This is a genomic window from Desulfobacter curvatus DSM 3379 (assembly GCF_000373985.1).
Classification (GTDB): Bacteria; Desulfobacterota; Desulfobacteria; order Desulfobacterales; family Desulfobacteraceae; genus Desulfobacter; species Desulfobacter curvatus.
The window spans coordinates 78,357-104,951 of the sequence record NZ_KB893012.1; the positions used below are offsets into that span (position 1 = coordinate 78,357).

General features: G+C 45.3%; 20 protein-coding genes. 12 read left to right on the forward strand and 8 right to left on the reverse strand.

Annotated elements, in window-relative coordinates:
- Nucleotides 1–38 precede the first annotated feature (38 nt).
- Entirely contained in the window at nt 39–1,079 is a 1,041-nt protein-coding gene (rlmN, locus tag B147_RS0108845; RefSeq protein ID WP_020586853.1) for a dual-specificity RNA methyltransferase RlmN, read from the forward strand.
- 15 nt (nt 1,080–1,094) lie between these two features.
- Here rlmN and B147_RS0108850 read toward each other — a convergent pair whose 3' ends face one another.
- Entirely contained in the window at nt 1,095–2,105 is a 1,011-nt protein-coding gene (locus B147_RS0108850) for a tRNA 4-thiouridine(8) synthase ThiI (protein ID WP_020586854.1), read from the reverse strand.
- Nucleotides 2,106–2,121: 16 nt separating this feature from the next.
- On the opposite strand from B147_RS0108850, the gene nth reads away from it, so the two are divergent.
- Both nth and cfa read left to right on the forward strand, forming a co-directional pair.
- A complete protein-coding gene (gene nth, locus B147_RS0108855) occupies nt 2,122–2,748 on the forward strand; it encodes an endonuclease III (RefSeq protein WP_020586855.1) in 627 nt (208 codons plus the stop codon).
- A 306-nt stretch (nt 2,749–3,054) separates the two neighbouring features.
- Entirely contained in the window at nt 3,055–4,191 is a 1,137-nt protein-coding gene (cfa, locus tag B147_RS0108860) for a cyclopropane fatty acyl phospholipid synthase (protein ID WP_020586856.1), read from the forward strand.
- 43 nt (nt 4,192–4,234) lie between these two features.
- Here the strand turns inward: cfa and B147_RS0108865 are convergent, their stop codons facing one another.
- The 6 genes from B147_RS0108865 to B147_RS0108890 are packed head-to-tail and all read right to left on the reverse strand — an operon-like array spanning nt 4,235 to nt 10,035.
- Nucleotides 4,235–5,482 carry a phenylacetate--CoA ligase family protein gene (locus B147_RS0108865; RefSeq protein ID WP_020586857.1) on the reverse strand — a complete coding sequence of 416 codons (1,248 nt, stop codon included), beginning with the start codon at nt 5,480–5,482 and terminating at the stop codon, nt 4,235–4,237.
- Nucleotides 5,482–6,228 carry an ABC transporter ATP-binding protein gene (locus B147_RS0108870; protein WP_020586858.1) on the reverse strand — a complete coding sequence of 249 codons (747 nt, stop codon included), beginning with the start codon at nt 6,226–6,228 and terminating at the stop codon, nt 5,482–5,484. The genes B147_RS0108865 and B147_RS0108870 overlap by 1 nt, the downstream gene beginning before the upstream one ends.
- An 11-nt stretch (nt 6,229–6,239) precedes the next feature.
- Nucleotides 6,240–7,034, reverse strand: a complete 795-nt coding sequence (locus B147_RS0108875) for an ABC transporter ATP-binding protein (protein ID WP_020586859.1) — start codon at nt 7,032–7,034, stop codon at nt 6,240–6,242.
- Nucleotides 7,031–7,987, reverse strand: a complete 957-nt coding sequence (locus B147_RS0108880) for a branched-chain amino acid ABC transporter permease (RefSeq protein ID WP_020586860.1) — start codon at nt 7,985–7,987, stop codon at nt 7,031–7,033. The genes B147_RS0108875 and B147_RS0108880 overlap by 4 nt, the downstream gene beginning before the upstream one ends.
- 3 nt (nt 7,988–7,990) lie before the next feature.
- Nucleotides 7,991–8,866, reverse strand: a complete 876-nt coding sequence (locus B147_RS0108885) for a branched-chain amino acid ABC transporter permease (protein ID WP_020586861.1) — start codon at nt 8,864–8,866, stop codon at nt 7,991–7,993.
- A gap of 23 nt (nt 8,867–8,889) precedes the next feature.
- The gene (locus B147_RS0108890) at nt 8,890–10,035 is read right to left on the reverse strand and encodes an ABC transporter substrate-binding protein (RefSeq protein WP_020586862.1); all 1,146 of its coding nucleotides are present in this window, start codon (nt 10,033–10,035) and stop codon (nt 8,890–8,892) included.
- An 804-nt stretch (nt 10,036–10,839) separates the two neighbouring features.
- Here B147_RS0108890 and B147_RS33490 point away from each other — a divergent pair.
- From B147_RS33490 to B147_RS27935, 5 genes are all read left to right on the forward strand, one after another.
- Entirely contained in the window at nt 10,840–13,101 is a 2,262-nt protein-coding gene (locus B147_RS33490; RefSeq protein WP_020586863.1) for an NADP-dependent malic enzyme, read from the forward strand.
- 767 nt (nt 13,102–13,868) lie between these two features.
- Nucleotides 13,869–14,510 (forward strand): succinate dehydrogenase cytochrome b subunit, encoded by a 642-nt coding sequence (locus B147_RS0108900; protein WP_020586864.1) that lies wholly within the window; start codon nt 13,869–13,871, stop codon nt 14,508–14,510.
- 28 nt (nt 14,511–14,538) lie between these two features.
- A complete protein-coding gene (locus tag B147_RS0108905; RefSeq protein ID WP_020586865.1) occupies nt 14,539–16,452 on the forward strand; it encodes a fumarate reductase/succinate dehydrogenase flavoprotein subunit in 1,914 nt (637 codons plus the stop codon).
- Complete coding sequence (locus tag B147_RS0108910) at nt 16,452–17,219, forward strand: succinate dehydrogenase/fumarate reductase iron-sulfur subunit (protein ID WP_020586866.1); 768 nt, start codon at nt 16,452–16,454, stop codon at nt 17,217–17,219. Before B147_RS0108905 ends, B147_RS0108910 begins: the two co-directional genes overlap by 1 nt.
- Nucleotides 17,220–17,330: 111 nt before the next feature.
- Nucleotides 17,331–18,185 carry a hypothetical protein gene (locus B147_RS27935; RefSeq protein WP_083927860.1) on the forward strand — a complete coding sequence of 285 codons (855 nt, stop codon included), beginning with the start codon at nt 17,331–17,333 and terminating at the stop codon, nt 18,183–18,185.
- Between the two features lie 32 nt (nt 18,186–18,217).
- Here the strand turns inward: B147_RS27935 and B147_RS0108920 are convergent, their stop codons facing one another.
- A complete protein-coding gene (locus B147_RS0108920; RefSeq protein ID WP_020586868.1) occupies nt 18,218–20,110 on the reverse strand; it encodes a DUF294 nucleotidyltransferase-like domain-containing protein in 1,893 nt (630 codons plus the stop codon).
- A gap of 356 nt (nt 20,111–20,466) precedes the next feature.
- On the opposite strand from B147_RS0108920, the gene B147_RS27940 reads away from it, so the two are divergent.
- From B147_RS27940 to B147_RS0108940, 4 genes are all read left to right on the forward strand, one after another.
- Nucleotides 20,467–21,924: a dynamin family protein gene (locus B147_RS27940; protein WP_020586869.1), complete on the forward strand. Its 1,458-nt coding sequence runs from the start codon at nt 20,467–20,469 to the stop codon at nt 21,922–21,924.
- 185 nt (nt 21,925–22,109) lie between these two features.
- The gene (locus B147_RS32870; RefSeq protein ID WP_020586870.1) at nt 22,110–22,238 is read left to right on the forward strand and encodes a SelB domain-containing protein; all 129 of its coding nucleotides are present in this window, start codon (nt 22,110–22,112) and stop codon (nt 22,236–22,238) included.
- 34 nt (nt 22,239–22,272) lie between these two features.
- On the forward strand, nt 22,273–23,550 hold the full coding sequence (locus B147_RS0108935; protein ID WP_033397127.1) for a DUF2333 family protein: 1,278 nt from the start codon (nt 22,273–22,275) through the stop codon (nt 23,548–23,550).
- 632 nt (nt 23,551–24,182) lie between these two features.
- Nucleotides 24,183–26,594, forward strand: a complete 2,412-nt coding sequence (locus tag B147_RS0108940) for a DUF294 nucleotidyltransferase-like domain-containing protein (RefSeq protein WP_281167877.1) — start codon at nt 24,183–24,185, stop codon at nt 26,592–26,594.
- The last annotated feature ends 1 nt before the right edge of the window (nt 26,595 follow it).

Below are 26,595 nucleotides of genomic sequence, written 5' to 3' on the forward strand. Positions count from 1 at the left end.
ATGTCAAGGAAATAATATAAAATATGCAGGTGTGACCGATGAAAGATATACTGGATTTTACCCGGGAAGATCTGGGTGAATGGTTTGAAAATAAGGGAATACGGCGCTTCAGAGCTGACCAGGTGTTTAAGTGGCTCTACCTGAAGCTTGCGGGCAGTTTTGAAGAGATGACCGATCTGGGCAAGAATTTGCGGGAAGAACTGGCCGAACATTTCTGCCTGGGAACCCTGGAACTGGAAAATATGGAAACTTCTGTTGATTCCACAAAGAAGTTTTTGCACCGGATGGCGGACGGGGAGTATGTGGAAAGTGTGCTCATACCCGAAAAAGATCATTATACCCTTTGCGTGTCCACCCAGGCCGGATGTGCCATGAACTGCAAGTTCTGCTTGACCGCCAAGACTGGGTTTAAGAGAAACCTGACCATGGGGGAGATTGTGGGCCAGGTCCGGGATGCCCGACGGTTTGTGGCCCAACAGGGTATGGAGCCGCTGTCCCTGTCCAACATCGTGTTTATGGGTATGGGGGAGCCTTTGGCCAATTACGATAACCTGTTGCGCAGCCTTGGTGTGATTTTTGATACTGATTTCGGGATGAAGTTTTCCAGTCGAAAGGTAACGGTTTCCACCTCCGGCATTGCCTCTAAAATCGTTCAGCTGGGCCTTGATACCGAAGTCAACCTTGCCGTGTCCCTTAATGCCACGGACAATGACCTACGTTCAAAGTTGATGCCGGTGAACCGCACCTGGCCCATTGAGACATTGCTTGCGGCCTGCAAGAAATTTGAGATGAAGCCCAGAAACAAAATTACCTTTGAATATATCCTGATGAGCGGGGTCAATGACAGTGATGCCCATGCCCATGAACTGGTCCGCCTGCTTGCTCCCATTCGTGCAAAAGTGAACCTCATTCCGTTTAACGAGCATGCAAAAGCCCCTTTTAAAAGGCCGTCGCGGGAGCGGATAAATGCCTTTTTGACCATTCTTTTAGACCGGAATATGACCGCCATTGTCAGGAAAAGCAAGGGGGATGATATCTCCGCGGCATGCGGGCAGCTCAAGGCGGCCCGCATGGAGTAGTTCCAAATAGAATAGTTAAGGTGTTTGTATTAACAAATCATGGAATGCCCCTGGTTCAGGCGTGGTTACCTCTATTTGCCTTGTTTCCAGGTCTTGAAAAACACTAATAGTCGTTAACGCTCCGGCAGATGCTTTGGTGTACCCGGATGTGATGGTGGCTGCCAGGTGCAGGGTGGTTTCGTCGATCTGGCCGAAAACCAGGGCGTCCGGGCCGGGCAGGTGGGTGCAGCGAAGCCGGATGTGGGTTTTGGGGTCATAGAGATTCATGATCCGTTTGTTCTCTGCCTGGTTTCTTCCCACCACAAGTTTGGCTTTGTTGTCCAGACGGAAATGCCGGCCATGTTTGAGCAGATGCAGCTGGGTTTTGTCTTCTGTCTTTTGGATATATAAAAGATCCCTTAGCCGCTGGGAATACCCCTTGTCCGTAAGCAAACATCCGCCGGCCGGAGAGGGGTATTCCGTGATGCCGTATTTTTGTGCCAGGGCGGCCTGGGGTTTTCTGCTCCGGCCGCTGATGGATAGAAGGCGACTTCTGTCCACAAGGCCCTTTTGCTCAACAATAGTCTCGGGCAGCAGACCTGCGCTTAGAGGACGAAGAATTAAGCCGTCAAAACCACAATGTTTTTCTACATATCGCAGGGAATTTTTTGTTTGGGATTTTGGCCGCTGTCCCACCACCTCACCTGAAAATAAAAAATCAGCCCCAATTTCTTCCATCATGGCGCCTGCTTTGGCAAACATCAGTGTATGGCAGTCCATGCAGGGATTCATGTTTTTGCCGAACCCTGCTTTGGGCGCTTTCATCATTTCCATGTAATCGTCTGTAATATCTTTTACAATTAAGGGGATGCCGGTCTGTTTCGAGGCTTTTTTTGCGGCTTTGGCATCGAAAAAGGGCGTTTCAAAACTGATCCAGGTTACATCAATGCCCTGGTCCTTGAGTAAAAGTGCCGATAATATACTGTCAAGTCCGCCCGAGCAGAGGCCTAAGGCCTTGACCTGTCTTGAGGTTTTAATAAGGTTCATATATAAGTTTTAAATTATGGAACAGGTATCCAAATTTGTGCCGGTTATTATTGAAAGGCTAAAGGCACACTATCCGGTTGTCAATACGCAGCTTGATCATACTTCTGCTTTTGAGCTGCTCATTGCAACTATCTTGTCTGCCCAGTGCACGGATAGTCAAGTCAACAAGGTAACAAAAGTGTTGTTTGCCCGCTACTCTGATCCGGATTCCCTTGCCGGGGCAAATCTTGATGACATAAAAAAAATAATTTTTCCCACCGGCTTTTACAATAATAAGGCAAAAAATATCAAGGCCTGTGCAAATAAAATTCAAAAAGAGTTCGATGGAAAGGTCCCCCGGAATATCAAGGCATTGACCAGTTTGCCTGGTGTGGGGAGAAAAACCGCCAATGTGGTCCGGTCCGTATGCTTCAATATCCCGACCATTGTGGTAGATACCCATGTGTTTCGGGTGTCAAGGCGCCTGGGACTTACCCATGAGACAGATCCGGTTAAGGTGGAGTTTGAATTGATGGACGTTTTACCCAAGACGGTGTGGAATGATATCGGGTTGCAGTTTATTTATTTGGGGCGCCAAATCTGCCACGCAAGAAAGCCTGCGTGCAGCCGGTGTTTTTTAAATGACCTGTGTCCGTATCTGTGACAGCCGGATTCAACTCTCAATGAAAATTAAAATATCCGTTTAGATTACAAAGGCTTTCGTAGAAAAAGATCATGTTAAAAAAAGTTAGAATTTTTTTTTGATTTGGTGTACATAAAAAAGGCGTTTTATTTTCAATGGCTTACGATCAAGATGGGCAAATGTTGTGTTGTGAAATACAAATTGTGAATTGTAACTCATTGAGATTACGTTTAATCCAATATTGCCATCAAGAAGATGGGTTAAGCTTCTGTAACTTGTTTTTTTAATTATAAACGCGGGAAACGAACCTGAAAAGGAAGGTGAATCGTGAAAAAAGAAAAAGCAAAACAGTTAATTAAAAACATGCTGACCCCTTTGGATATCCGGATCAACGGAAATCGCCCATGGGACATTCAAATCAATCACCCCCAGTTCTATCAGCGGGTGATTTCCGGCGGTTCCCTGGCCCTGGGGGAAAGCTACATGGATGGCTGGTGGGACTGCAACGCTCTGGATGAATTTTTCAAACGCCTCTTGGAATACCGGATAGATAAAAAAGCCAAATCCCTGAAGCCGGCTATTCTCTGGGAGTGTTTTAAAGCCAGGGTAATGAACGTTCAAAGGGGTGCCCGGGCATTCATCGTCGGTCGGCGGCATTATGATACCGGCAATACGCTTTTTAAATTGATGTTGGACAAAGGTCTGAACTATTCGTGTGGATACTGGCATAATGCCCGCAACTTGGATGAAGCTCAGGTTGGAAAATTGGATCTGATATGCCGCAAAATTGGGCTAAAACCAGGTATGACTGTGTTGGATATCGGATGTGGGTGGGGCGGATTTGCAAAGTACGCCGCTGAAACTTATGGCGTTAAAGTCAAGGGAGTGACTGTTTCAAAAGAACAAGCCGGGTATGCCGGGGAACAGTGCAAAGACCTTGATGTAACCATCGCATTGATGGACTACCGTGATTTAGATGAAAAATTTGATCGAATCGTTTCCATCGGCATGTTTGAACACGTGGGATGGAAAAATTACAAAACCTTTATGGCGGTTGCCCATCGCTGTCTTAACAATGACGGGCTTTTTCTACTGCATACCATTGCCGGAAACACCCCGGCCAAGAATACGGATCCTTGGATAGGGACTTATATTTTCCCCAATTCCATGCTGCCGTCCGCCAGCCAGATTTTCCGGGCAGCGGAAGGGCGGTTCATATTGGAAGACCTGCACAGCTTAGGGCGGTATTATGACCAAACCCTTATGGCCTGGTATGACAACTTTACCCAAAATTGGGACCGGCTCAAAGACCAGTATGATAAGCGGTTTTTCCGCATGTGGAGCTATTATCTGTTGTCCTGTGCCGCCAGTTTCAGATCCAGAAGGAATCAGTTGTGGCAGATTGTGTTTTCCAAGCAGGGTATTGATCGGGTCTTTCGCAGTGAGGGCGAGCTTTTTATTTAGTTACTTTTCGCCCAATCATGGTTTTTTGGTCGGGCTCTATTAATTAAACCCGTTGTTGTGTCAGGCGGATTTTCACTTTGATGCCGTTTTGTTCCGTCAGGGTCTCTTCGGCGTGTGCCATCAACCGCTGCAGATTTTTGATTTCATCTGAAAACAGGTGGTCGTCCATGATCAGTGATATCAATAGTATGTCCGTACCGGACCGGCAGGCTCTTTCCAGGGTACACCTGATGGACGGCATCTTTAATGCGATTTTAAGGTTTTCCCTGACCTGGGCCTGGGATACCCGGATGCCTGAGATGAGCATGTAATTGTCGGCCTGTTCAGCCAGCCATTCTATCCGGGTGGAGGTTACGCCGCACGGGCAATTTTCGGGGATGATTTTTGCCATGTCACCGGTGCGGAAACGGATCAACGGGAATGCCCGTGCCGAAAGCGTGGTCAGGACCAGTTCCCCCTTTTCCCCTGCCGGAACAGGCCCGCCTGTGGCTGGGTTGATGATTTCGGGCAGGATGTGGTCATCGTTAATGTGTAGTCCGTTATGATACCGGCATTCATGGGCAATGGCAGGTCCTGGGATTTCGCTTAGGCCGTAATTGAGCCAGACATCCACATGGAGACTGTCCTTGAGTTTACAAACCGTATGTCCGTCATCCGGCTCCCCCACAAGGATGATCTGTTTCAGGTTCAGTTCGTTGGGATGGCATTCCCGGTCGAACATATGGGCGGTTAGATGCCGGGCAAAGACCGGAGTGGTGACAAGGGTTGTTACCTTGTAGTCTCTGAGCACCATCAGGGTCTTGGCCACGGACAGGGGAGAATTGGGAATCACACCGGCGCCCATGGCCTCGCCCCCGTCTTTGTAATCCCTGGCCCAGTTGGCAAGGCCCGGCGGCAGATGGACCAGGATAATGTCCCTGTCCGTCACATTGGCTTGGGCATAGGCCCGTGCAACCATTTTTTTCCAGATCATCAGATCGGTTTTTGTATATCCGCTGATGGAGGGGCTGGTGCCGGATCCCGGCGCTGTGTGGATGCGCACAATATCCCGCAAAGGCACGGCAAAAAGTCCGTACGGATAGTGGGTGGCCAGGTGTGTTCTGTCCATAAAAGGCAGCTTCTCAATGTCTTCAAGTCCGGTAATGTCTGACAGGCCTGCTTCCCGGATGCGGTTGCGGTGGAAGGGGACATTTTTGCATGCCCGGTTCAATGTCGTTTGCAGCCGCTCAAGCTGACGCTGGGCCTTGTCATTGTCATCCATATCTGCCGTCATATTTATCTGTTCGGACATTATTGATTCCTTTCGTCCAAAAAGTCTCCATAATCCTTGCCAAGGTAGGCGCGCTTTACATCGTCGTCCACTAAAAGTTCATCTGCACTGCCCTGGAGTACCATTTTACCTGTTTCAAGAACATAGCCCCGGTCGGAGATTTTTAATGCAGCCCTGGCATTCTGCTCCACCAGAAGAATGGTCACCCCGCTGTGTAACAAATCCTGGATCGTGGAGAAGATCATTTCCACAATTTTAGGAGCAAGGCCCATGGAAGGCTCGTCCAGCACCAGCAGGGCAGGGCGGGCCATCAAAGCCCTGCCGATGGCAAGCATCTGCTGCTCTCCACCCGACAGGGTACCGGCCAACTGGTTTGCCCGTTCCCCTAAAATGGGAAACATTTGAATCACCCGATCGAGATCTTCGGCCACCCGGATTTTCCCATCTTTCCGGAACCGGGTATATGCTCCCATTTTCAGGTTGTCCATAACAGTGAGGGGTGAAAAGATTTGTCTGCCTTCGGGGACCATGCTGATACCCTGCTTGACAATGGCAGGGGCTGACATGCCGTTAAGGGCCCGGCCTTTGAATGCAATTTCCCCGGACCAGTTTTTTAACAGGCCGCACACCGCTGCCAAAAGGGTGCTTTTGCCTGCCCCGTTGGCACCGATGATGGAGATCAGTTCCCCCTGTCTCACCGAAAGGCTCACGGTGTGAACCACGGCGATATTCCCGTAACAGCATCTTAGGTTTTTAATTTTCAGCATAATTAAATGTTTTATCCGTTGCCTAGGTAAGCCGACATGACCGCCTCATTGCCCTGGATCTGTCTGGGTGTGCCTTCTGCCAGTTTCTTTCCCTGGTCCAGAACGACCACCTTGTCGGATATCCCCATAACCAGACTCATGTCATGCTCCACCAGCATCATGGTGATTCCGGATTGTTTGATTTTCTGGATCAGTTTTCCAAGGGCGTGGGTTTCAACCGGGTTCAACCCGGCTGCCGGTTCGTCAAGCAGCAGCAGCAGAGGGTCCGAAGCCAGTGCCCGGGCGATCTGTGCGGTTTTCTGCCGGCCTGCGGGCAGGTCGCCTGCCATTTTATGGATATCGGCGGAAAGACCGGTGAATTCAAGCAGTTCTTCGGCTCTCCGTCGTGCTTCTTGCTCTTCTTTTTTCATGGCCGGAATTCGGGTGACAGCGGCCCAGAAACCTGCTTTGGTACGCACGTGCATGCCCACCATGATGTTTTCCAGCAAGGTCATGGATGAAAAGAGTTCCACATGCTGGAACGTTCTGGCTACGCCTGCTTTCACCAGTCTGTGCACGGGTGTTTTTTTTATATTATTTCCATTGAAGATCACCTTGCCGGAATCGGGCCGGTAAATGCCGGTGATCATGTTGAACAGAGTGGTCTTGCCGGCCCCGTTGGGGCCGATCAGTCCACATACAATGCCTTTTTCAATGGAGAAACTGATTCGGTCCTGGGCCTTGACCCCGCCGAACATCTTGGTTAAATCCTGCACCTCAAGAATTTGTTCGGCCCGGGTTTCACATGTTTGTTGCGGCGGTATCATGCCTTGGCCCTCCGGGCTGTGCGTATCATATCCATGATCCCCCGGGTCAATCCCTGGGGCATAAATATCATGACAACCATCAAAATAAGTCCAAAAATGATCATCTCATATTCGGCAAATCCGTGGAGTACTTCGGGCAAAAGGGTGAGTACGGCTGCACCAAGCAGCGCTCCCCATACGCTTGCCATACCGCCGATCACCACCATGGTGACGATTTTTATGGAGAACATGAATCCGAAGGATTCAGGACTGATAAAAAGGACAAAATGGGCGTACAAAAATCCTGCAACCGCACCCAGGGCAGCTGAAAACATAAATATTTCAAGTTTGAGAAAGTGGGTGTTTATGCCTATGGCAACGGCGGCTTTTTCTCCGTCATGAATGGCCCGGAGCGCACGGCCCGTGCGTGAGGCAAGAAGCCTGCGGCACATGATCATAGCGGCAAGCACAATGCCCCAGACAAGGAAATAGTAGCCGGAGCCGGCCATGAAGACCATGGAGCCTGCCTCCAGCACAGGAATTCCCACAAATCCTGATGCCCCGCCGGTCACGCCGGCCCACTCCCGGATTACAATGTTGACAATCATGCCGAACCCGAGGGTGCCCATGGCAAGGTAATAGCCGGAAAGACGCAGGGTGGGAAGCCCCACAATGAATGCAATAAGCACGGCGGCCGCCACGGCGCACACCAGGGCCAGCCAGGGGTTTATGCCGTATGTGCCGGAGAGGATGGCCGTGGTGTAGGCACCGATGCCGTAAAAAGCGGCATGGCCCAAAGAGACCTGACCTGTGTACCCCATGAGCATGTTGAGGCCTAATCCCAGGATGGTGTTGATCCCGATAAAGGTCATGATTTGAAGATAATAGGTATTTTCCGTGACAAGTCCAAATGCGGACACCGCACAAATAAAAATCAGATATTCAATCCAGATGGTTTTCTTTTTATCCGTCATAATCTAAAACCGCTTGGCCTCTTTGGCCGCGAACAGCCCGCCCGGCCGGATGTAAAGAATCAAAAGCAAAAGCACAAAGGCTATGGCATCCTTTAAACCTGAAGATATAAGGCCGGCCCCTAAAGATTCCAGAATGCCCAGAAGCAGTCCGCCTGCAAAGGCCCCCCACAAGCTGCCAAGCCCCCCAATCATAGCGGCACAAAAACCTTTAAGCCCAAGAATGGTGCCCATGTCATAAGAACTCATGGTAATGGGGGCAATAAAGACCCCTGCCACCGCCCCGCACCCGGTGCTGATACCAAAGGCCAGAATCCCCATCTTTTCAGACGGGATACCCGACAGCCAGGCCGCCTTTTTATTGACGGCACAGGCCACCATGGCTTTGCCGGTGAGTGTCTGTTTCAAGAACAGATGGATGCCGCCTGCCAGCACCAAGGCAGCGGTCACAATCCAGATACTCTGGGGCAGAAGGGCGGCTCCGAAAAGTTCAAAGGATTCATGGCTTGAAAAGGAGGGCATGCTGAAGGGGTCTTTTCCCCAGATGATCATGGCCGAACCTTTCAGGAAAATGCCCGCTCCCACTGTAATAATAATCAGGGTAATCGGCGCAGCATTTTTAGCCGTACGGATGGCAAGCCGTTCAAACACCAGCCCCAGCATACCACCGGCTGCCACCGCGCCTGCCAAGGCCAAGGGCAGCGGAAGCCCTAAACGCACCCACAGTGTCACCATAACAAGGGCGCCGATCATGACAAATTCCCCGTGGGCAAAGTTGATCAGCTCCGTGGAGCTGTACAGCATGGACAGCCCCACGGCGATCACGGCATACACGGCACCGGTGGTTACACCTGAAAACAGATATTGGATAATTTCTTGCATATTTTTTAGATAAAGGCCTCTTGTTACTTTAACAGCGTCCAGGTCCCGTTTTGGATCTCCACCATGACAAAAGCGGCCGGGGAGAGGCCATTGTGGTCCTCGGTGGTGAAGTTGAATTCTCCTGTGGCACCCACATAGCCTTTTGTGGCTTCCAGGTTGTCCCGGATTTTTTGTTTATCGCCGTTGCTGCCTTTTAATGCACCGGCCAGAAGGTTTACGGCATCATAGGCATACCCGCCGAACCCTGATACGTTTCCGGAAAATTTATGTTCATAGGCGTTCTGATAATCTTCAAGTACTTTTTTCTGGGGGTCTGAATCATCCAGAAGGCTGGTCACCAGGATTTTGCCGGTGGGCAGGATATTACCGTTGGCAGCATCTCCTGCCAATTCGATGAATTTGGGCGATCCCACCCCGTGGCTCTGGTACAGCGGAATGTCGATCTTCAGCTGTTTTGCATTTTTTGCCACGACTGCCGGACCGGGATTGGTGCCCCAGCATACTATGGCGTCCGGGCCGGCTGCCTTGATTTTAGCCAGCTGGGTCGTCGTATCTGTATCCTTGGCGCCAAAGCTTTCATTTAAGATCACCTGGATGCCGAATTGTTCCGCCTGGTCCAAAAGCTGTTTTTTTCCACTTTCACCATAGGCGTTGGATACCGTGAGGATGCCGATTTTTTTTATGCCGGCGGCTTTCATCTGCTGGTACACGGCTGCCACGGCGAGCAAATCACTCTGGGCGGTTTTGAATACCCAGGGGTCCACCGGGGTGGTGATCTTGATACCGGCGGCACAGCTGATCAATGGCACTTTAGCCCGCTTGGTGAAATTGACAATGGCAAGGGTAGTGGGGGTGGTGGACGGGCCAACGATGGCAATGACTTGATCCTTGTGGATCAGTTTGTTTACGGCGGATACGGCTTTGGCCGGATCTCCTTCGGAATCATAAATCACCGCCTCAAGCATATGTCCGTCAATGCCGCCGGCCGCATTGATCTGTTCAACCATCATTTCCATGGTCTTCTTTTCAGGATCTCCCAAAAACGAGGCCCTGCCGGTGACCGAAAAAATACCTCCGATTTTGTAAACATCTGCCGCCACGGCCCCTGATACCAGAATCATCGACAGAATAGTGACAAGCATTGCAAGTACAAAGTGTTTTTGTTTCATGGTAACTCTTCCTTTGTTAAATGGTGGTTGTTAAACTTTCGGCAAAAAAAAACCATGAGCTTTCCGGTTTTCGGTCCACCAATGGTTTAAGATCCTTTGTTCTCTCTTAAAAGCGTTACATCAAGGCTCCCCGTGCAAACGGTCTTAAAAAGACACGCCTGAAAATATAAATATAAAAAACTAAATAAAACGGTTAAGTTCCAGTAATCCCTTAATGTTTTTTCATATTGTGTACATATTGTCGGCTACATACCTAATTAAGCGGGCCGTTTGTGTCAAGCCTTTTTAACTACCCTGTTTTTAGACGGACTTTCATTTAGCCGGAAATTTATTTTAAATTATTATTTTTATATTGTTGAATCGTATATTTCGATTAAAAAATTAGTTTTGTTGAGCAATTATCCTAATATAAAAAATGAATAGACTCTGGTTTTCAAACCCAAATCCTAGGTGGTGCTCACGGGCAAAAATGTTGAAACATGGGGAAGACATAACGGTTAGAAATATGGTTCACCAGTCCAAAACCGTGTTTGGTTCTTGACAAAATCTAAGAAATAGATCTATTTATCTGATTATAGTAAAGAAAGTTATCGATGCGATAATTAATACAACAGATCGTATTCGGATAAAGATGTAACCAGGTGCACCTTATTATATAGATAGAAGCCTCAATTTAAGTTGCTTATGTGCTTTATTGTGGGCTGAGTCCGGGTGTTGGTAGACCAGACTCAGCCCAAGGCTGTTTTTTTGGAGCGGCACCTTGTAATCCCTTCACCTGCCTGATCATGATTAAAGGGAGGAATAATGTCAAAATTCACTGATGCTCTGGAATATCACCGGAGTGGTCGTAAAGGTAAAATTGAAGTCATCACCACCAAGCCATGCGCAACAAGCAGAGATCTGTCTCTTGCCTACAGCCCGGGTGTTGCCAAACCTTGTCTGGCAATTGAAGAAGAACCGGGGATGGCCTATGAGTATACAGCCAAAGGAAATCTTGTCGCAGTTGTTTCCAACGGGACGGCAGTACTCGGTCTTGGTAATATTGGTGCGCTTGCCAGTAAGCCGGTTATGGAGGGGAAGGGTGTTTTGTTCAAGAGTTTTGCCGATATCGATGTTTTTGATATTGAACTGAACACTAATGATCCGGATGAATTGATCCGTACAGTGCAACTGCTTGAACCAACTTTTGGCGGTATCAACCTGGAGGATATCAAAGGGCCGGAATGCTTTTATATTGAAGAAGCGCTGCAAAAAACCATGAACATCCCGGTGTTCCATGATGACCAGCACGGAACGGCGATTATTGCCGCCGCAGGCATGGTCAATGCCCTGGAACTTGTCGGAAAAAAGATTGAAGAGATCAAAGTTGTCTTTAATGGGGCCGGCGCAGCCGGTATCGCCTGCGCTAACCTTCTGATCTCCATGGGTGTAAATAAAAAGAACCTTATCCTTTGTGACTCCAAGGGGGTCATTTATAAGGGACGCACGGAGGGCATGAACCCGTACAAAGAGCGCTTGGCTGCGCAAACGGATGACCGCACCCTTGACGATGCGATGAAAGGAGCGGATATTTTTTTTGGGGTATCCGTCAAAGGTGCCCTCACCCCTGACATGCTGCGCACCATGGCCAAAGATCCCATCGTTTTTGCCATGGCCAATCCTGATCCGGAGATTACCCCGGACGACGCAAGATCGGTGCGCGGTGATGTCATCATCGGCACCGGACGCTCCGATTACAATAACCAGGTCAACAATGTCCTGTGCTTTCCGTTTCTCTTCCGTGGCGCTTTAGATACCCATGCCAGCGCCATTAATGAAGAGATGAAACTGGCGGCAGTTCATGCCCTGGCCCAGCTGGCAAAAGAAGACGTTCCGGATTCGGTACGCCGGGCTTACTGTAACAGTGACATTACATTCGGGCGGGAATATCTGCTCCCCAAACCGTTTGATCCACGGGTCTTGTTACACATTGCACCCGCCGTTGCCCAGGCCGCCATGGATTCCGGTGTTGCCCGTCGACCCATCCCGGACATGGCGAAATACGTTGAACATCTGGAGGCACTGCAGGGACGCTCAAAAGAAATCATGCGCGCCATGATCAACAAAGCGAAAGCTGCGCCTAAACGGGTGGTCTTTCCGGAAGGCAAAGAAGATAAGATCCTACGTTCGGTACAAGTCCTGCTGGACGAAAAAATTGCCATCCCGATTCTTATTGGTGACGATAAAGTCATCCGCGAAAAAGCCAAGGCACTAAATATTGATCTGCGTGACACGGAAATCATCAACCCCCGCACCAGTGAAAAACTCGACGCATACACGGAAATACTTTTTAACAAACGTCAACGCAAGGGGCTGACACGCTATGATGCCCGCCACCGCCTGCGGAAGAATGGAAATTATTTCGGCGCCATCATGGTGGAACAAGGGGATGCGGATGCCCTGCTTTCAGGCATCAACGCCAACTATCCCGATGTTATCTCGCCGGCTATAGAAGTGATCGGCAAAAAGGACGGTTTGTCCAAAGTGCATGGCCTGTACATGATGGTATTCAAGAAAAAGGTGATCTTCTGCGCCGATACGACCGTTACCATTGAGCCGACTGCAGAAGAACTGGCGGAAACCGCCATCCTGGCTTCCGAGCAGGCACAGCATTTTGACATCACGCCGCGTGTTGCCATGCTTTCCTTTTCCAACTTCGGCAGCGCCTATCACCCATTAACCCAGAAAGTGAAACAAGCCACCGCTTTGGTCAAGGAAAAGGTACCGGGGTTGACGGTAGACGGTGAAATCCAAGCGAACGTAGCCCTGGACCCGGAAATCGTCAAAAATCAATATCCTTTCTCCAGCCTCAAGGGAGATGCCAACGTTTTTATTTTCCCGGACCTGCAATCGGGTAATATCACCTATAAAATGTTGGCTAAACTAGGGAACGCCGTTGCTGTCGGCCCCATCCTAATGGGGATGAAAAAACCCATCCATGTGCTGCAGCGTGCAGATGATGTTGCAGATATTGTCAATATGGCGGCGGTGGCGGTCAACGATGCGCAAATGAACGAAGCGGAATAATAATCCCTTTTTCCAGGCCGGAAAAATCGGTGTACGGTAAAAGCAGGGAGGGTTGCAAGAACGGAGCTGCCCGTCCCTGCTTTTGGTTAAGGCGAGTATGGATATTTTTTTTGTTAATGTGTTTTTCTTTGTTAATATGTGTTGATTCGTATTTCAAATGCAGACAAGCTTTAACCATATCACTATCTCGCCTCAATCCACAACAAAATATATAAGTAATTGAGCGATTGATTAGACCCTTCTGTAAAAAAATGGGTAATGTTTCACCGCATCTCACTGTGTTTTTAGGAAATTCATCCCTTGTGGCCAACGGGAAAAAGCAGATAATTGTTTATATGATCAGCGCTGCCCCACCTATAGTAGTGCCCTCCATAAAACCAATCTATATTTTATAAGAATAGTATTAGAAAAACTCATTAAAAACAGCGTGTTGAACGCGCTATATCGAAAGTGAAGTCTTTGAAAATATTAGTAAAAATGTGAAAAAATTAATTAACAATTTTATATTGACAATTCAATATGTATTGTTTATACATTTTAAGCTTCTTTAGTTCGTATGCATTCGACAAGGCTTGGTTTTTGATTGGTATTACAATGGGTATATATTAACAATATTAAACAAAAAAGGAGGGATACAAGGAGGGAGATAAAAAAAATGTAGTGGCACTGTTTCGCTGAATACGATTTAGTATTTAATTTTATTAAAATTTAAGGCAATGTTGCATAAATTTTATGTTAATGTTGCTGAATTTAGAAAGGATTAAATTATGAACTGGCTGGTACGAACTTTTAGCTGCTCTGTAGCCAAGAAGCAGTTTATGGCAGTAACCGGTCTCGCTTTCTGCCTCTTTCTGACAACCCATCTCATCGGCAATCTATTCGTTTATGGCGGAAAAGATGCTTTTAATGCCTATGTTGAGCATCTTCATGCTCTTGGGGTTCTTATCCACATCGCTGAAGCAGGTTTGATTGTCTTTGCTCTGATTCATATCGGCACCGCAATTATTCTCTATTTCCAAAACCTTGCTGCAAGACCTGTTAAGTACAAGAAAAAGAGTAACGCCGGCGGCCGGACATTGGCATCGGCCACTATGCCCTACACAGGTCTTTTTATATTGGTTTTTATAGTGATTCACCTTGTCGGTCTTAAATTTGCCGATCATTCTACTACTACAACATTTGATCTCACCGCTCAGGTTCTTTCTCAGCCTGCGGTACTTGTGTTCTATATCGTATCAATGGTCGTGGTAGCATTTCATGTAAATCATGGCTTTTGGAGTGCTTTTCAGTCCTTTGGCGCCAGCCATCCGAAATATACGCCCATCGTTAGAGGATTCGGCATACTTTTCAGTTTGGTTGTAGGTGTGGGCTTTGGTTTTATTCCAATTGCTTTAAATATGATCTCATAGCTATAATTATCAATAATCAGGGGGATACATGCAATTAAATTCCAATGTTCCGTCAGGTCCTCTCGAGACCAAATGGGAAAGATATAAATTTGATTTAAAACGAGTCAATCCTGCAAATAAAAGAAAATTTGAAGTTATCGTTGTGGGAACAGGCCTTGCCGGTGGTTCTGCAGCGGCAACTTTGGCCGATCTTGGGTATCATGTAAAAAATTTCTGCATCCAGGACACGCCGCGTAGAGCGCACAGTATTGCTGCCCAGGGCGGTATCAACGCAGCAAAAAACTATCCTGGTGATGGTGACAGTATATGGAACCTCTTTTATGATACAATCAAGGGCGGTGACTACCGTGCAAGAGAAGCAAATGTTTACCGTCTTGCCGAGAATGCCAATAAAATTATCGACCACTGTGTTGCCACGGGTGTTCCCTTTGCAAGAGAATACGGCGGACTCCATGCCAACCGGTCATTCGGTGGTGCCCAGGTTTCACGTACCTTTTATGCCAGAGGGCAGACGGGGCAGCAGTTACTTCTGGGCGTTTACGGTCAGTTAAGTCGCCAGATCGGTCTTGGCGGTGTGGAGATGTACGCCAGACGTGATATTCTTGACGTCGTTATTATTGACGGATGCGCCAGAGGTGTTATCTGCCGTAATCTGGTAACAGGTGAAATCGAAAGTCATTCAGCCCATGCCGTAGTTCTGGCCACAGGCGGATACGACAATGTTTACTTTCTGACCACCAGTGGTATGCATTCCAATGTTTCCGCATGCTGGGCCGCTTACAAAAAAGGCGCTGCCTTTGCCAACCCCTGTTACACCCAGATCCATCCAACATGTATTACCGTTCATGGTGACTATCAGTCTAAACTGACTCTCATGAGTGAAAGTTTAAGAAATGACGGTAGAATTTGGGTTCCCAAGAAAAAGGGAGATAACCGTAGTCCTGATCAGATCCCCGAAGACGAAAGAGATTACTACCTGGAACGTAAATATCCCAGTTTCGGTAACCTTGTTCCTCGCGATGTGGCTTCCCGTAATGCAAAACTGGCATGCGATGATGGCAGAGGCGTTGGAAACACTGGTCTTGCCGTATATCTGGATTTCAGCGATGCTATCAAACGTGACGGTGAAGATGTCATCAGAGCAAAATACGGCAACCTCTTTCAGATGTATGATAAGATTCAGGACGAAGATCCGTACAAAGTGCCCATGAAGATTTACCCGGCTATCCATTATGTAATGGGCGGCACCTGGGTTGACTATAACCTCATGACAACCCGTGACGGACTGTTCTGCTTGGGCGGTGCCAACTTCTCTGACCACGGTGCAAACCGTCTTGGTGCAAGTGCATTGATGCAGGGCCTTTCAGACGGCTACTTCGTTCTTCCCTATACCATCGGCGGATACCTGGCTACCCAGTCCCTGACGGATGTGAATACTTCTCACCAGGCGTTTAAAGATGCAGAAAAACAGCTTACTGAGAAATTAGACAAGCTTATGAACATTAACGGCAAGAGAACTGTTGATGATATTCACAAAGAGCTTGGTCTGATTATGTGGGATCACTGTGGCATGGCCCGTAATGACGCAGGGCTGAAAGAAGGTATCCAGAAGATTCAAGCACTTCGTGCAGAATTCTGGGAGAATGTTAGTGTTTCAGGTAGCAAAAATGATTTTAACCAGAGCTTGGAAAAAGGCTACAGACTTGCTGATTACCTTGAATTCGGCGAGCTTCTGGCGCGTGATGCCTTGATGCGTACAGAATCTTGTGGTGGTCATTTCAGGGAAGAATCCCAGACAGAAGAAAACGAAGCCAAGAGAGATGATGAAAATTTCTGTCATGCAGCTGCCTGGGAATATGCGGGTGAAGGTAAAGACCCGATACGGAACACAGAACCACTTGTTTTTGAGAATGTGAAATTAACGCAAAGGAGCTACAAGTGATGGAAGAAAAATTTTTAAATCTGACACTAAAGGTCTGGCGCCAGAAAAGGGGTGAGAAGAAAGGTAAAATTGAAACCTATCAGGCAAAACATATTTCCACTGACGCCTCTTTTCTGGAAATGCTTGATATCGTGAATGATGATCTGACAATTGCCGGCATTGAGCCCATTGCCTTTGATCATGACTGCCGCGAGGGGATTTGCGGAATGTGCGGCCAGGTTGTAAACGGGTATGCTCACGGAGAAGAGAAGGGCACCACCCTTTGCCAGTTTCACATGAGGCGTTTCAAAGATGGCGACACCATTTTTATTGAACCCTTCAGAGCAAAAGCGTTTAAGGTCGTAAAAGATCTTGTTGTTGATAGAAGCGCCTTTGATAAGATCATCCAGGCCGGCGGCTATATCACTGCCAAAGCCGGGGGTGCTCCCGAAGCAAATATTTTTCCGGTGACATATGAGACTAGTGAACTTGCCATGAATGCAGCAGAATGTATTGGCTGCGGTGCCTGTGTTGCCGCATGTCCGAATGCTTCTGCAATGCTCTTTGTCAGCGCAAAGATTTCCCATCTTGCTCTGCTTCCCCAGGGTAGACCTGAGGCTGCAAAACGCGCGTTGGCTATGGTAAGAACTATGGACACATGTGGTTTCGGCAACTGCTCAAACGAAAGAGAATGCGAAAACTCATGTCCTAAAAACATATCCATCACCAATATTGCTCGTTTGAACAGAGAGTTCCTGTCCGCAGGCGTATGTTCCACAGCGATGTAAGACCAAAGTAAGAAAACATTACAGGGTGGGACTGTATTTGTCCCACCTTTTTAAATTTAAAATAATGTATGCTAATTAATATGATATGGAAAAACAAAACGAAGTAATGCCGTGAAATCATCTCCAGTCACAAAGCTATTGCAGGAACATAAAGCCCTTTTCACTATCGTCGTTGTGGGGCTTTTTCTACTTGAACTCGAAATTTTTGCCCTGGCAGTCATGCATTCAGGCAAACAATCCCTCCTTCAAGTGCTCGATAACCAGGGTAATGTCATACACGAAACCAGTGGAAATAATCTAAGCGACTTTAACAGGGCTAACTTCGAAAAGGTCTTTGGGTCCCTGGACAAGTACACAGTGCAACTCAAAAAGCACGACGTACCGTTTCCATTTCGAGCCTGGTTTGTGGCAGCCGTCTGCATTCCCATTGGGGCCATGATGCTGTTTGCATTTGTAGTTAAAGCGTATCTTGTGATCTTCCATGGAGAGAAGGTTGCTGCCAGTGATTCATCAGAGCCGGTAAATGAAACAGGTGGTGAAAGTAAGCTGGAGTCGACGTTGGACCGCATCGGCCGCATGAATATTTTCAACATCGGTTTTTTAGTATTCATCGGGGTGATTTCATACTGGATTATTCCCAACATGTTCACTTACCTGGGACACATCGGGTTTGATTTTTTCGTTCAGTACGAATGGTTTTTTTTCGTGTTGTTAGGAATTGCTGTTTGTGTATGTCTGTGGATTATTTATCTACGTTATCTGCTTGCCAAAAGAAGTATCCAAAGCCACACTGAACTTCAAAAACATCGTATCAGCCTTGAATATAATGCCGGAACCGATCAGATGCTTCAGCTTGAAGGCCCCCCTCCTGATACAGATGATCCTGCAATCATTGATTATAAACCCGAAGAGGCTGAAGATATAGATCCTGAACCTGAAAAGACAGAAGATACACCGTCGTCCTGATAAAGTGGCGCATTATAATACGAATTTTTCAATTACATTACTGCCAAAAACTCCTGTTGAAGTTTTGCCATTTTTTCTGTCTTTTTAAATATTTCTTTTAATGTCTGCTGCTCTATTCTTGATAGCTTTTTAGGATTAATATTATTATCAGGTTCTCTGCCTTCATTGATGATGCCATGAATTTGATTTATAAATCTTAAATTCATCATATAGCTATAAGAATGGCTTATATCATTATAATCGGATTCGTTTATTACATTTTTTTTATATAGCAACTCTAATCGTTCCATAGTATTTGTAGCAGATATCTTGTTTTGCAGCGCATATATTCTGGCAAAATCCACCACAAGCATCATAACTTTTTTAATATCAAACGTATTTTTAAATTTACCTTTAGGTTCAACAATAAAGTTACCGAAAAAGCCTATGGGTATTCTAAAGTGAGATGTGTTTTCAGCCATATACCTGAAAAATACTTTCCGGTCGCCCAAAAAATCAAATAGACACTTTCTAAGCGTATTTACTAAACTAATATCTCCATATCCAATACGAAAATCAAAGAAAATGCTTGTCCTGAGAAGCGTCTCAGGACTTGCGTTATAAATCCAGTCTTTAAAATAGCTTTTCCATACAGAAAGAGGCTGACACCATTTTGGATTTTTTGCCATGATGTCACCTTTACAAAAATCATATCCTGTTTTATCAAGCATTTTACATACGTGTTCGCCTAAGGTTAAGAAATATGCATTTACGGATTCCAAATTTTCCTTATTTACATCCTCAAAAATAATTGCATTGTCCTGGTCTGTTTTAAGCGTCTGCTCTTTTCTTCCTTCACTTCCCATGACCATAAAAGAAAATTTGACAGGAGGTTGTCCTATTTCCTGTATGGCAAACTTTATCAGTTTCTCTAAAATCGCATCTGTTATTGCCGTAACAAAGTTATTTATATTTTGGGCTTTTGCCCCCTGATTTATTAAAGTATAAATGCTTTGGGGAAGCTGTTTTTGTTTTTTTGATATTTCCTCATAAGATACTGCCTTATTTATCTCCTTTATAAATAAAAAAGGAAGTTTGCCCTGGGCATTTATAAGATCGCTATTTGAAATCACGCCTATTGCATCATTTCCATTGTTAATAATTGCTAAATGTTTTACTCCTGTTTTCATTATTTTGATGAAAGCTTCAAATACACTTGAATGCTCTGATATGCTTATTAAAGGATAAGACATTATATCAGAAATAGGATTTGAAATTTTTAAATCGGCAGCAACAACCCTGTTCTTGAAATCCTGATCTGTAACAATACCTATAAATTTGCCTTCCTGTTTTATCAGAATAGAACTGCATCTGTGTTGCTTCATTAGAATTGCAGCATCTTTTATGGAATTGTTTGCACCGCAGAAAAGTATATCCTGTCGTATCACGCTTGATATGGAATTACTAAAAAATTGTATAGACTGATCTTTATTATCATTTTTTTTTGTTGCAATGAGACTTAAATAGGTTTTATCGAGCATTCTTTTACCGAATATATTGGTAAAATGATATTTAAAGTCTTCATATTGATCACATAAAGATATAAAAACGTTTTTAGGAATTGTATAAAAAGAAGTATTCTCCCGTATTTCCAAAGACCTTATAGCGACAGACTCATTTAAAAGGATTGATATCCCGCCAAAAACTTCACCTTTATGTAAAGCAATCGTTACTATTTTCTTATTTATATCTTCATAAAAACGCTTTGCCGTACCTTCTTTTAAAATATATACTTTTTCTAATATTGATATGCCCTGGTGAAACAAGATTTTTTTTTTATTATACAATTCTACTTGAATCAAATCAGCTACATGTTTAATCTCTTTTTCAGGTAAAAAAGAAAAAGGCTCAATATTCGATAGGAATAGAAAATAGTCCTGACTCATATTTCATCCTTTAAAAAAGTGTTGAAAGCTTTTAATCGCCGCTTTTAAACTGTATGTAGGGCAAACAGGGCAAGTATTTTAGAAACAACGTAAACTTAAATTTTCAGCATAGATATAATATAACAAAAATACAGCATTTTATATCAAAATTTTCAGTGTTGTTGACTTGCGGAAAAATTTATAACATTGGGGCAGCGTGGGAGGTTTTAGTGAAACAACCGCCCGGGGCAATAAATCAAATTGACACCCTTGTGCTGTTTTTCTATACTCGACTCGCTGAATGAATGGCAATATCTGTCGCCTGATATCATTTTTGAGCGGCACATTTTAATCTGAATATTATTTTGGAGAAATCCATGGATCGTGAAAATTATATGAATGCCCTTCGGGAAGATATCGTGGATACCATAACCAGGCACCTGACACCGGCGGCCCGAAGATACGGTTACAGTGATATGCCTCTGGAGACCAACGTAAAATGGCGTCCCATGGTGCTGGTCATCGGCAATTATTCATCCGGTAAATCTTCTTTGATCAATGAATTTTTAGGCGCAAAGATTCAGGATACAGGCCAGGCGCCTACTGATGATTCATTCACCGTACTGACCTATGATGATTCCGTTCCGGAAACCGAAGGGATACGGGTGGTGGAACAGCGAGACGGTAAGGCCCTGCTCAATGACCCTGAATACCCTTTTTCCACCCTTCGCAAACACGGCCAGCGTTTTGCAGCCCATTTTCAACTGAAAAAAATCAATTCGCCTTTTTTGAAAAATCTGGCCATTATTGATACCCCAGGTATGCTTGACAGCATTTCCGAGCGGGACCGGGGATATGATTACCAAGAGGTCCTTGGCGATCTGGCACAGAAAGCCGGACTCGTGCTGGTTCTGTTCGACGCCCATAAGGCCGGAACCGTGCGGGAGGCCTATAAAAGCATTCGAGAAACCCTGACCGCCCATACCTTTGAAGACCGGATCATCTTTGTGCTCAACCGAATTGATGAATGCACCACTTTTAATGATCTGTTGCGGGTTTATGGAACCCTGTGCTGGAATCTGTCCCAGATTACCGGGCGAAAGGATATCCCCATGATTCGGATGACCTATTCGTCCAACGCAGCTGCCATCAGCAAAGTATCCGCGCCCGCGTTTCTCCCCCTTCTTGAAAATCAGCGTGAAGATCTCAAACAAACCATTCTACAGACCCCTCTGCGCAGGCTGGATCATCTGGCCACTTATTTGGAAATTCACGGGGAGCGTCTGGCACACTACATTGAAGCGCTCCAGGCTTTTAATCTGGAATTACAAAAGTTCCGCATACAAAAAATATTTATCGGGTTGCTGATCAGCCTTCTTGGAGGCGGCCTGATTGCCTTTCTCTTGATGACGCTGGTCGGAATGGCCGATCCTACCACCCTGTTGTCTGCGGGCGGTATTGGTGCCGGCTTGATTATGGGTTTATGGCTGGCTTTTCCCCAGAAAAAGCTCGAACTAAAATTTCGCAAGAATAGACTGCAAGATATCGATACCCTCACTCCAATTGCCGACCAAACCCGCAAAGACAGTTGGAGCGCTATCCGAGATCTGGTGTATCTGCATTTGAAAGAAAATAAAGGCGATTATACCCTTTATGAGCTCAAGCTGGATCTGTTTGACATTCGGCAGGTCAATGATGACGCCACCCACGACATTCGGGAGGCATTGGGCAGTTTCCGGAGCATGTCCGAACATGATTTGAAAGAATGGAGAAGAAAGCGTTCATCACGTGAAGCCGATAAAAAGGATTTGCCCTGGCAAGATGTTATTATTTAAAAAGGCCTGATCTGTTACGGTGTTCCCAACGGCAGCAAACCGGGCCGTTTTGCCTCTCTTATTCCCGGCTGTTATTCCATAAACCCCTTTGGGCGTACCCGGCCGGGACTAAATTTCAAGCTCTTGATAATCTTTTTATTCTTTGTTATACCTTGCTAAATAAGGAAAAGGAGGTTCTTAATCCTTTGTCAACGCCACAGTTTAAGGAGATTGCGGAGGTGTCGTGGAAATATTTGATCCGCTTGCTGAAATATTTTGATGCCCGGAACGTGACCATCCAGGTTGGCGATACACGTAAGCACAGAGATGCTTGACCCACAAACTTTTTTTATTGGCAGGGAGAAAAATATGGAAGAGGCAAAGAATGCCGGCAATGGTGGAGATGCGGTAAAGAAAAAGAGTTTTTTGATGAAGATAATCATATCCAAATGGTTTTTTCTCACTGTGTTCATCCTGGGTATTTCAGGGTATGCCGCATGGTGGGGTATGAATTGGTGGGCTGATTATTCTGCAGAAAAGGACGTGGAAACCCATAATTCCCCAATTGCCCAGGAAACAGACGCGGCCCCTGATCTTCTTCACGAGGCGGTGACGGACGAAACGCATAGTGTCTTGCCCTTGACCACGCATCAGCCCACTGCGCAAAACCACGATTCCCAAAAAACCGCTCAGCATGTTGCCGATCCCCTAAACCACACCGCCTCTGAAACTGACACGGCTTTTAATAAAACCGCCCATGAAACTAAAGTGACCATTCATTCGACTGCAGCACCGACAGCCGGTCATGTAACACCGGTGGCCGAACAGGCAGCCCCAGCCGTTGAACACGCAACACCGACAGTTGAACATGGGACGACACATGCCGCGCCGGTGCGCACAGGTCCCCGGGGGGTCGCCTTTGTGGAAGCCTGCATCCAGCCCCTTGATTATGAATTAAACCACAGGTTCTTGGGATGGCGGCCCAATGACATCATTAGAATTGCCGATAATATTAAGAATCTGCAACTTGGTGTTTTGGAGGTGACTCGCAGAACAGCTGTGGCCCTGGCCGAAAATCTGTCACGGACCGGAAGCACTGACGCCTATGTTCCCAGTCTGGAATACGCCATGAACGCATTCATGATCAAACCCTCCGAATTTATGTTTCCTTCGGCTGAAGGCAAATATCAGGAAGGGTTGGACGGGTGGCGAAATTATCAAAACATGTTGAATAGAGGGGAAGAGCATTTTTATCGCCGCGTTGATAACCTGGTTCCTCTGTTTAAGGCATACGAAAGTATTCTGGGCAGTTGCGATGAAAATCTGGTTAAGAACGTGGGGAAGATGAGTACCTTCAAGGCTGATGATATTTTTTACTACACTAAGGGTGTGGCCAGTTGCATGGGCACCATCCTTGCAGCGGTAGCCGTAGATTGTGACGACACCATCGGATCTGTTCAGGGCATGGATGTGCTCCATCACGCTATTGACGCTCTTCACCATGCCTCAAGCCTGGAACCCTGGATCGTTCTGGAAGGCAGCCCGGACGGCATATTAGCCAACCATCGGGCCAATATAGCTGCTCCCATCAGCCATGCTCGCTTCTATCTGGATGTGCTCTCTCGGTCATTGACAGGCAACCTGTAGGCATTGTTTCTATTATAACGGTTTTTGGGGGAGGGACCCGATATACACCTTCCCCAACGAACCGGATTTATAAGAGAATTACTATCCTTTCCTTAAATGAACTTCTATGGTATGTAACATATATAATTTTAAGAATTACGGATTAAATTTGCAAAACAGTATTATTACAGTACTATTGGGCCAGAAGACGAAACGCAACAAATTAAAAGTATGAAACTTTAATTTTCAGGAAGCTTATGGCTTTCGTCTTCGGTCTATGCTCATATTCAAATCTGTACCCATTGGCGAAACGCGTGATATGGATAAAAAGACAAACAATATAGGGAGTTATTTTTTTTAAGTCCCTAAATTATATGCGGATTAAAACGTCTGCAATAACATTGCGGTATTTTAACCTTTAACTAAGGAATGAGTCCGGAATAATTTAAGCGGGGAGCGCGGGCGGTACCGCCTGCATCTTTACTGCGGTTCGTACGCCCGTGCTTTCGGATAAAGCAAAATGGGCAAGTTATTTAAGACCCGTTCCTAAAAGACTAAAGAATAAACACGCCATGTCAAACAAAGTCATACGAAAATTTTTTTTCTCTATTATCGTCCCGTCCATACTTACCATTTTGCTTTTTATCACCTCAATGTATGTGATTATAATACCATCATTCGAAAAAAACATGATGAACAAAAAAAAGGAAATGATCAGGGAGCTGACCAATACCGCATGGAGTTTAATCAAAGAATATGATGATGACTACAAAGATTCTTTGATTACGATTGAGGAAGCTCAACGCCTTGCTGCAAAAAAAATTGGGAAAATGCGGTATGGTGCCGATGGAAAAGATTATTTCTGGATTATTGACATGAAACCGGTTATGGTCATGCACCCCTATCGTCCTGAAATGATTGATTTAATGTTAGATGACTATAAAGACCCCAATGGGGTCAGGTTGTTTATTGAAGCAATCAAAGTTGTAAAAACAATGGACGAAGGGTTTATCAACTACATGTGGCAATGGAAAGACGATTCCACTCAAATTGTTCCAAAGCTATCTTATGTAAAGGGCTTTCAAAACTGGGGATGGATCATAGGAACCGGTATTTATTTGGATGATGTACAAGCTGAAATAGGTGCTTTAAAAGGAAGGTTGACAAGGATTTCACTAATCATATCAGCAATAGTTATACTTATCCTTGCTTTTATAATATTGCAAAGCCTCAAAATTGAAGCCAGGCGAAAAATGGCCGAAGATGACCTTTTACAATCAAGGCAAAAGTATAAAACACTAGTGGAAGCTTCATCTGAAGGGACAATTATGATCAAAGACAGCAGGATCATTTTTTCCAATCACATGTTTGAACAACTCACCGGAAAAACACATAAAGAGCTTGTTGCATCTAATTTTGAGGATATTTTCAGCATCAGTTGGGACAACGTTTCAAAGTCCATCGCAAAAACCAACAAATCCATCTCCATTGAAACCCAGATAAAACAAGGTGAAGATCTGTTTCATGATGTTGTACTCTCGGTAACAAGAATTTTTTTTGAAGAACAGGAAACATATGTTGTGGTCACAAAGGATGTATCACGAAAAAAGCAGACAGAAAAAATCGTCCAGAATTTAAGCAGCGAACTTCAAAGCTCGCTGATATTAATGAACCAGCCGATCTCCCAGTTTGTAAAGCCGATTGTAAAAAGCAACCTGGAAACAACAGTAGCTGAAGCCGCCTCATTAATGGACCGGAAAAAGATGACGCTCATTTTCATTGCCGATAATGATAAAATGCTCGGCGTTGTTGATGATAGTGACCTGCGTAAACGCGTTTTAGCAAAAAATAAAGATGGAAAGTGCCCACTTGTGGACGTGATGACTTCCCCAATTATTTCCATTTCAAATACCGCCTTACTTTATGAAGTTGTTTTGGAATTCAGAAAACAGAACATCAGCCATCTGGCTGTAAAAAATGACAAAAATAAAATTATCGGTGTTCTCAGCCGTAAAGATATCCTTGAAATCCAGCATAATTCATTAAGCTACATCCTCGGTGAAATTGACTATGCCGAAGATGTTAATGAACTTAAAAAGATCTATGACAAGATACCGATTCTTGTAAATGCGTTATTGGAAAGTGGTAATAAAACTGAATTGATAACCCATATTATTACGTCAGTATCCGATGCAATGACAAATCGTATAATCATTTTTGCGTTGGAAGACCACGGTGAGCCGCCATGCAGGTTTGCTTTTGTTGCATTGGGCAGCGAAGGAAGAAAAGAACAAACCATTGCCACCGACCAGGATAATGCCATTATTTTTGAAGATGCCGGGGGAGATAATATCCACAAGATTAAAAATTATTTCCTGAGATTTGCTGAAACCGTGAACAACCACCTGGCCCATGTTGGGTATGAGTTATGCGTAGGTGGCATGATGGCCAAAAATCCTAAATACACGTTAACCTTATCGGATTGGAAAAAGCAATTTACAAGCTGGATCAACACCCCCGAACCTCAAAACATAATAGACACCGCCGTTTTTTTCGATTTCAGGTGTATTTATGGCGATAACTTTTTCACAGACGAACTAAGAAAACATATAAACCTGCTTATTGATAAAAAAGCCATTTTTGTTTACCACCTTGCCCAAACCGTTATTCAGTTCAGGTCCCCATTAAACATTTTTGGGAATATTGCCGGTGGTGATAACGAAACATTCGATATAAAAAAAATACTTCTTCCGGTTGTTACGTTTATTAAGGTTTTTTCCCTGCAACGCAAAATTGCAGAAACCAATACGTTGCAACGGCTTGAACAATTATTGAATCAGAATGTGGTTCAAAAACCCATGTATGGGGAGTTAAAACAAGCATACAATTTTTTAATGGGATTGCGTTTTCATACCCAAACCAATGCATTAAAAGAATTCAGGAAGCCTGATAATACTATAAATATTAACGGGTTAACTGAAATTGAGAAGTCAACTTTAAAGAAAATCTTTTCATTAATTTCCGACATGCAGACAAAACTGAATTTGGAATATAAGGGACGGTAGA

Coding starts and splice junctions, on each gene's coding strand:
- rlmN (WP_020586853.1), top strand. CDS start 39: ATGAAAGATATACTGGATTTTACCCGGGAAGATCTGGGTGAATGGTTT.
- B147_RS0108850 (WP_020586854.1), bottom strand. CDS start 2,105: ATGAACCTTATTAAAACCTCAAGACAGGTCAAGGCCTTAGGCCTCTGC.
- nth (WP_020586855.1), top strand. CDS start 2,122: ATGGAACAGGTATCCAAATTTGTGCCGGTTATTATTGAAAGGCTAAAG.
- B147_RS0108865 (WP_020586857.1), bottom strand. CDS start 5,482: ATGTCCGAACAGATAAATATGACGGCAGATATGGATGACAATGACAAG.
- B147_RS0108870 (WP_020586858.1), bottom strand. CDS start 6,228: ATGCTGAAAATTAAAAACCTAAGATGCTGTTACGGGAATATCGCCGTG.
- B147_RS0108875 (WP_020586859.1), bottom strand. CDS start 7,034: ATGATACCGCCGCAACAAACATGTGAAACCCGGGCCGAACAAATTCTT.
- B147_RS0108880 (WP_020586860.1), bottom strand. CDS start 7,987: ATGACGGATAAAAAGAAAACCATCTGGATTGAATATCTGATTTTTATT.
- B147_RS0108885 (WP_020586861.1), bottom strand. CDS start 8,866: ATGCAAGAAATTATCCAATATCTGTTTTCAGGTGTAACCACCGGTGCC.
- B147_RS0108890 (WP_020586862.1), bottom strand. CDS start 10,035: ATGAAACAAAAACACTTTGTACTTGCAATGCTTGTCACTATTCTGTCG.
- B147_RS33490 (WP_020586863.1), top strand. CDS start 10,840: ATGTCAAAATTCACTGATGCTCTGGAATATCACCGGAGTGGTCGTAAA.
- B147_RS0108900 (WP_020586864.1), top strand. CDS start 13,869: ATGAACTGGCTGGTACGAACTTTTAGCTGCTCTGTAGCCAAGAAGCAG.
- B147_RS0108905 (WP_020586865.1), top strand. CDS start 14,539: ATGCAATTAAATTCCAATGTTCCGTCAGGTCCTCTCGAGACCAAATGG.
- B147_RS0108910 (WP_020586866.1), top strand. CDS start 16,452: ATGGAAGAAAAATTTTTAAATCTGACACTAAAGGTCTGGCGCCAGAAA.
- B147_RS0108920 (WP_020586868.1), bottom strand. CDS start 20,110: ATGAGTCAGGACTATTTTCTATTCCTATCGAATATTGAGCCTTTTTCT.
- B147_RS27940 (WP_020586869.1), top strand. CDS start 20,467: ATGGATCGTGAAAATTATATGAATGCCCTTCGGGAAGATATCGTGGAT.
- B147_RS0108935 (WP_033397127.1), top strand. CDS start 22,273: ATGGAAGAGGCAAAGAATGCCGGCAATGGTGGAGATGCGGTAAAGAAA.
- B147_RS0108940 (WP_281167877.1), top strand. CDS start 24,183: ATGTATGTGATTATAATACCATCATTCGAAAAAAACATGATGAACAAA.